Annotated in this window: 1 protein-coding gene; it reads right to left on the bottom strand. The window is 59.1% G+C overall.

What is annotated here, in order from left to right:
- The coding region (tssI, locus tag K5D32_RS25790; protein ID WP_221602329.1) for a type VI secretion system tip protein TssI/VgrG at window positions 1-706 on the bottom strand (706 nt) is incomplete at both ends.

Here is a 706-nt window from a genome sequence, read left to right as displayed (position 1 = left end):
TGATCGACTGCGCTTTCAAGAGGCGCTCGTGGTTTCTGAAAGTCATAGTTTCGCTGGGTGGTGCGAGTGCTGCGGGTTTCCAGGCGGACATTGAAGCGCTTGACCACCGGCCCGTCGGGCGGCATTCCGCTGTCCTGTCGATAGCTCAGTGGGGTGAGTCTGGGAAAGACCGTCTGGTCATCGCCAAACACCAGCCGGTGCATGCCTGGGCTGTGCTGGAAGTGATAGTGCAGGCCTTCTTCTTCACAGAGGCGCTGGATGAAATGCAGGTCCGATTCGTCGTACTGCACGCAGTATTCGCGTTTCGGGTACGGGAGGCCGAGTTGAAAGTGATAGCGGTCGGCAAGGATGCCGTGGTCCTGCAGAATCCGGGTAATGATGTCGGGCACGGATTGCTGCTGAAAGATGCGGTGATTGATGCGATGGCCCAGGTACGACAGTTGCGGTCGCAGGGTCATGGCGTAGTGGGTCAGACGCTTGCGGGAATCGCCCTGGGCGATGCGGTCGATCAGGCCATGCACGCCAATGTCGTCGGGGCCGAACTGCAGAAAGGCCGGACGGTGCAGGAGGTTGTCCAGGTCCAGCGCGGGATCTTCGCTGACCAGTTCCAGTTCAAAGGCAAAAGGCTGGCTGATGGCCTCTGTGCCGGTAAAGGCCAGTACCTTGAAGTCGTGTTTGACGTCTTGCAGGTTCAGGCTGAAATGCG

This window comes from Pseudomonas cichorii, assembly GCF_019719005.1.
GTDB lineage: Bacteria > Pseudomonadota > Gammaproteobacteria > Pseudomonadales > Pseudomonadaceae > Aquipseudomonas > Aquipseudomonas cichorii_E.
Note: the sequence above shows the minus strand (reverse complement) of the source record. Positions and strands in the feature narration are given on the sequence as shown.